The sequence below is a fragment of the Bradyrhizobium oligotrophicum genome (genome assembly GCF_051168495.1).
Classification (GTDB): Bacteria; Pseudomonadota; Alphaproteobacteria; order Rhizobiales; family Xanthobacteraceae; genus Bradyrhizobium; species Bradyrhizobium oligotrophicum_A.
The window spans coordinates 401,763-407,860 of the sequence record NZ_JBNPVB010000005.1 but is presented as its reverse complement, the minus strand read 5'-3'; the positions used below and the strand labels follow the sequence as shown (position 1 = coordinate 407,860).

General features: G+C 66.6%; 4 protein-coding genes. All 4 read right to left on the bottom strand.

The genetic code is table 11. From position 1 onward, the window contains the following. Positions 1-443: 443 nt before the first annotated feature. The gene (locus ACQR1B_RS13530; protein ID WP_434831622.1) at positions 444-2,768 is read right to left on the bottom strand and encodes an ATP-binding protein; all 2,325 of its coding nucleotides are present in this window, start codon (positions 2,766-2,768) and stop codon (positions 444-446) included. A gap of 208 nt (positions 2,769-2,976) precedes the next feature. Continuing rightward, a complete protein-coding gene (locus ACQR1B_RS13525) occupies positions 2,977-4,365 on the bottom strand; it encodes a cation diffusion facilitator family transporter (RefSeq protein WP_434831623.1) in 1,389 nt (462 codons plus the stop codon). Positions 4,366-4,473: 108 nt separating this feature from the next. After that, positions 4,474-5,442 carry a zinc-binding dehydrogenase gene (locus ACQR1B_RS13520; protein WP_434831624.1) on the bottom strand — a complete coding sequence of 323 codons (969 nt, stop codon included), beginning with the start codon at positions 5,440-5,442 and terminating at the stop codon, positions 4,474-4,476. A 139-nt stretch (positions 5,443-5,581) separates the two neighbouring features. Further along, the gene (locus ACQR1B_RS13515; RefSeq protein WP_434831625.1) at positions 5,582-6,001 is read right to left on the bottom strand and encodes a CBS domain-containing protein; all 420 of its coding nucleotides are present in this window, start codon (positions 5,999-6,001) and stop codon (positions 5,582-5,584) included. Positions 6,002-6,098: the final 97 nt, after the last annotated feature.

Sequence of the window (6,098 nt, the reverse complement as noted above, 5' to 3'; positions counted from 1 at the left end):
TTCTCGCTATCGCTCGTGATCACGCCGGTGCGGGCGGTCCCAGACCCATAATCAGGATTCTTGCCCAGCCTCGACGGGCAGGGCGGGCCAGCGTGATCGTGGCGCCGACGAGGGGCGCACACGGCGGTCGTTATAGGGCGCGAGATTGAATATGTTCGATAGTGGCCGCGAAAATGCTGTCCAATGCAGCGCCCTCGCCCCTTGTGGGAGAGGGCATGTGCGGCTTATCCGCGAGCTCGGTTGGGTGAGGGGTTTCTCTCCGCGAGCGATGTTCGTGGAGAGAGACCCCTCACCCAACCGAGCTCGCTGAGCTTTCATAATGCCCTCTCCCACCCTGGCGAAGCTTCGCTTCGCCCTGAGGGCGAGGGCGCAGTCATGGGCACCGCGCTGGTTGCCAGGGTTCAAGCGCCAGGTCGACTCCAGTCGGGTCAGCTGCTTGCGGGTCACGCCGCGACCGAAATGCTCGCCGTGGCCTTGTACGCGTCGCGGGGCAGGGTGACGCGGACGACGGTGCCGAACTCCAGCCGCGAGCGCAGCCGCATCGAGCCGCCGTGCAGCTGGGCCAGTGAGCGCGCGATGGCAAGGCCAAGGCCGGAGCCGTGATAGGTCTTGGTCATCTGGCTCTCGACCTGCTCGAACGGCCGGCCGAGCCGCGCCAGCGACTGCGCGGGAATGCCGATGCCGGTGTCGGCGATGATCAGCACGACCTTGTCCTCGAACACCCGGCTGCGCATCGTGACGCGGCCGCCTTCGGGGGTGAACTTCACTGCGTTGGACAGCAGGTTGACCATGATCTGCTTGGTGGCGCGGCGGTCGGCGACGACGGGGATGCTGCCCTCGATGTCGGCGTCGAGCACCAGGCTCTTGTCCTGGGCGCGGCCGGAGACGACGCGCAGCGATTCCGCCAGCGTCTTGGCAAGGTCGAGCGGCTCCATGTCGAGCTTCATGCGGCCGGCCTCGATCTTCGACATGTCGAGAATGTCGTTGATCACTTCGAGCAGGTACTGACCGGAGGTCAGGATGTCGTGGCAGTATTCCTGGTACTTCTCCGAGCCGAGCGAGCCGAACATGCCGCTGCCCATGATCTCGGAGAAGCCGATGATGGCGTTGAGCGGCGTGCGCAGCTCATGGCTCATATTGGCGAGGAATTTCGACTTGGTCTGGTTGGCTTCCTCGGCGCGGGTCTTCTCCTGCGAGTATTTCTCGGCGAGGTCGGCGAGCTCGATCGCCTGCCGCTCCAACGCGGTCTGCGAGCGCTGCAGGTCGATCACGGTGGCGCGCAGGCGCAGATCGTTGTCGACGAGCTTCTGCTCGTGCTCCTTGATGCGGGTGATGTCGGTGCCGACCGAGACGTAGCCGCCGTCCTTGGTGCGGCGCTCGGAGATGTGCAGCCAGCTGCCGTCGTCGAGCTGGGCCTCGAAGGTGCGGCCGCCCGGCGCATGCTGGCTGTTGTCGTGCTGCCGGGTGCGAATCTCCGGCATCTTGCCGACCTCGATGACGGTCTCGTAGGACGTGCCCGGGGTGACCGCCGTGTCCGGCAGCTTGTGCAGCTTCTGGAAGTGCGAGTTGCACAGCACGAGGCGGTTGTTGGCGTCCCACAGAACGAACGCTTCCGAGATGGTCTCGATGGCGTCGCGCAGCCGCAGGTCGGCCTCGACGGTCTTTTCGACCAGGCTCTTCTGCTCGGTGACGTCGACGGCAATACCGATCAGATGCAGGCCGGAATCCGTGGTGCCCTGGCTGAGCTCGCAGCGCACGCGCAGCCAGATCCAGTGGCCCTCGGTGTGGCGCATCCGGAAGCTCTGGTCGATGTGGCGGAGCTCGCCGGCCACGAGCTGGTCGGCGATCGCGAACAGGTCGATGTCGTTGGAGTTCACCAGCGCGTTGACCTCGCCGAAGGTGAGCAGGTCGGTGCGGTTGTCGAGGCCGAGCATCGCGAACATCGAGTTCGACCAGAAGATGCGGCCGCGCGACAGGTCCCAGTCCCACAGGCCGCAGCGGCCGCGGTTCAGCGCGGTGTCGATGCGGCCGCGGACGGCGTCGTTGATGAGATCGCCTTCGCGGGCGCGCGTCGACTGCCAGTGGAAGGCGAAGCCGAGGATCAGCACGACGAAGCCGGTGGTCGCCGACAGCGTGATCGACAGCGCGGCGTCCGAGCCCCAGATCGGCTCGATCTTCTCCTGGATCACGACGACGCGGCCGGGCAGAGTCTTGATGAGCTGCGAGACGGCAAAGGCGGGACGGCCGTTCGGCAGCGTGATCTCGGTGACGGCGCCCTGCAGGCCCGGCGTGGCCAGCAGCTGCGCGGTCGAGATCAGGTCGAGGATGCGCTCGTTGTCGCCGATGCCGGCGTCGACCGGAACCCGGGCGAGGATGCGATGATCGGCGCCGGTCACGATCACGTGGCGGCCGGGCGTGACGCCCCAGGCCGGGATCAGGTCCGGCAGCAGGCTCTGCAGATGCTCGATGCTGGCCATGCGGTCGGGCCGCATCGCCAGATGACCGATGCGGTCGGCCAGCAGATCCGAGATCGCCGCGAGGTCGCGCTTGGTCGCGCCGCGCTTCTGCCGGCTGTGGTCGAGCACCTGGACGAAGGCGCCCAGGCAGATGGTGACCAGGAAGGCGATGATCAAAGTGGGGACGGCACGACGCAATACCGGCTCAGCAGTCAGTAGCCTTTGATAGGCCGGTTTCGCGATCGATTGCGCCAACCCCTTGATGGAATCAGAAGATTGGACGCACGCGTTCGCGGCATGCGCACGCGCCATGCTGTAGACCCCCGAAACTTCTTTGGATACCCGAATTTCGAAAGAGCCCCAGCCGCTTCCGAATCAAGTTGATTTGAATCCAGATTTGTCGGGCTGTCGAGAGTCAACGGTTTGGCAAAAGCTAATAAATCTTATCCAATGCGAGTTTGCGGTGGCAAAATTTCGCCGTGATGAGTCCGAAGCAAGAACGGAGCGTGACGTTCCGGCCTCAGCCGTGCGGCGGCTCGGCGTGACTGATGACGCGCTTGACGGTCGGGAAGGCGCGCCGCACCCCGCGTTCGATGTGGTCGACATTGTCGTGCACCCTGAGCACGCTCATCGACGGCGCGGCGCGGCAGTGGAAGTTGACGATCTCGCCGGCTTCGGTGTTGCGGACGCGGACATTGTGCACGTCGTACATGTCGGTCTCGGCGGCAAAGCGTTGCAGGGCCTCGGCGATCACGGCGATGCGCTGCGGCGGCGCATCGATGCCGAACGGCAGTTCGGGCTCGAGCGGCTCGATATGGGTGTCGACCTCGACGTCGGCGCCGAACTCGTCGCGGATCGAGCGCTCCAATTCGTGCGCGATCGCATGCGCCGCGACCAGGCTCATGTCGCCGTCGACCTCGAGATCGATCGCGACGATCAGCCGGCCGCCGACGTCGTGGACGGTGACGTGGTGGATCGCGAGACCTGAATTGCGTGCGATCACCATGATGCGCTCGCGCACGCTCTCATTGCTGAGTGCGACCGGTACCGTGGTGAAGGTGACGTCGGCACCGGACAGGCTGGCGTCGACCGCGGCCTGCGCGTTGCGCTTGATCTCGTGGACGCGGTCGATCGGATAGGTGCGCGGCACCTGGACGGTGGCGTCGACGAAATGCGTGGCGCCGACGAGCCGCACCCGCAGCCGTTCGACGTCGACGACGCCGGCGACCGAACGGATCGCGGCGTCCGCCTTCTGGGCCGCGCCGTCCGGTGCGCGGTCGAGCAGGGTTTCCACGGTCGAGCGCGCCAGCCGCAGGCCCAGCACCGAGATCATCACCGCGACCGCGACGGCCGCGGCGGAGTCGCCCCACCAGAAGCCGAGCCCGGTGAGGACGAGGCCGGCGATCACGGCGATCGAGCCGAGCACGTCGGATGCGAAATGCAGCGCGTCGGCGGCCAGCGCCTGGCTGTGGGTCTCGTGCGCGGCCCGATGCAGCGCGCGGGCGCGCCAGAAGTTGACGGCGATGTCGATCACCAGCACGACGAACGGGACGGCCGAGAGCGCCGGTGGCGGCGCCGCCTCGCGCAGGCGGCTGACGGACTCGACCAGCACGCCGCCGGCCAGCACGTAGAGCAGGGCGATGACGCCGAGCGCCGACAGGCTCTCAAGCTTGCCGTGGCCGTAATGATGCTCGTCGTCGGCCGGCCGGTCCGAGACCCGAACCACCATCCACGTGATGACGGTGGCGACGACGTCCACCGCGCTGTGCAGCGCCTCGGAGACGAGCGCGAGGCTGCCGATCAGGACACCGACGATGAACTTCGCCGCGGCCATGCTGGCGCTCGCCGCGATCGAGATCGCGGCGACACGGGCTTTTCCGGAGTAGGTCTGGGAGGCGGCTTCGCTCATGGGCGCGGATGTAGCAGCCGAGGCCGGACCGTGAAAGCCGGGATCGCGCGGCCCCTGTGCATGGACCGCGGACTGTTTCGATTGCGTCTAAATATCAGGAGGTCGGGATCACAAGGTGACCACGATCTTGCCGAGATGCTTGTTCGCCTCCATGTGCGCGAACGCCGCGCCGATGTCGTCGAAAGCGAACACACGGTCGATCGGCAGGCGCAGGGTGCGCTGTTCGACAGCGCCCCAGATGTCGGCCCTGACCTCATCGAAGATCGCGCGGATCTCCGTGATCGAACGGGTGCGGAAGGTGACGCCGACATAGGTGATGCGCCGCGCCGCGTGCAGATCGAAGTTGAAGTCGGCATGGGTTCCGCCGAGCCGGCCGACATTGACGATGCGCCCGAGCACCTTGGTCGCGGCGAGGTTCTGGTTGGCGACCTTGCCGGAGACCTGATCGATGATCAGGTCGACGCCCGCGCCGTTCGTCGCCTCCAGCACCTGATCAACCCAGGCAGGATCGCTCGAATCGATCGCGAGGTCGGCGCCGAATTCCTCGAGCCGCGCGCGGCGCGCGGCGTCGGTCGAGGAGCCGATCACGAGCGCGGCGCCCTTGAGTTTCGCGATCTGCATCGCCATCAGGCCGACGCCGGAACTTGCGCCCTGCACCAGCACGGCCTGACCGGGCAGCAGCGCGCCGTTGGTGACGACCGCATTGTGCATCGTCGTGAGTGCGATCGGCAGCGTGGCCGCGTCGTCGAAATTCATGTTCGACGGCGCGCGGAACAGCCGGCCGTGATCGGCGAGCGTGTATTCGGCGAACGCCGCGGCGCCCGAGCCCATCACCTTGTCGCCGACCTGCACGCCCTTGGCGTCGGGGCCGAGCTCTGCGACCTCGCCGGCCCATTCCATGCCGAGCACGGTGCCGACGCCGCCGGCAGCGCCATGGACGTGGCCCTTGGTCATGCCGAGATCGGCACGATTGAGACCGCAGGCGCGCACGCGCACCAGGACCTGCGTCCCCTTCGGCACGGGCTTGGCGACGTCGGTGATCGCGGCGCCCTGGGCGCCATAGACATAGGCTTTCATCGCAAGGGATCCTGTCGGGCCAAAATCAGCGGCGAGATGATTGCGCCGTTCTCCTCTGCGCACCGCCTAACAGGCGGCGCACGGCTCCGACAAGACTCCGTTTGCGGCCGAACCGTTCCGCGGCTGAGCGCGTGGGGCGTCAGGCAGCGACGGGGGCTGCCGCCTCGTCGAAGGCCGAGGAGATGTCGCGCATGCTGATGACGCCGGCCAGCGCGAAATCGTCGATCACCGGCAGGTGGCGGATGTGGTGCACGTTCATCAGGTGGCGCACGTGCTCGAGCGTGTCCTCGGTGCTGCAGGCGATCAGCCGCTGCGGCGAGATCAGCTGCGAGACCTTCATGGTGACGCCGGCGGCGCCGTGCTGGGCGATGGCGCGAACGACGTCGCGCTCGGTGAACATGCCGGCGGCGGTATTGCCCTCCGTGCGGACGACGTCCTTGACGACGAGGGCGCTGACATTGCTGGCGCGCATCAGCTGCGCCGCGACGCCGACGGTCTCGTTCATTCGCACCGTGATCACGCGCGCTGTCTTGTTGCGCAGGATGTCTCCGACTTTCATGGCGCCCTCCGGTTGATTGTCAATGAACGCTCCAAGTCTGGTATACGTTATGCCAGAAGTCAATCCGGCCTCAATGGTTTTTATGCGGGGCCAAACC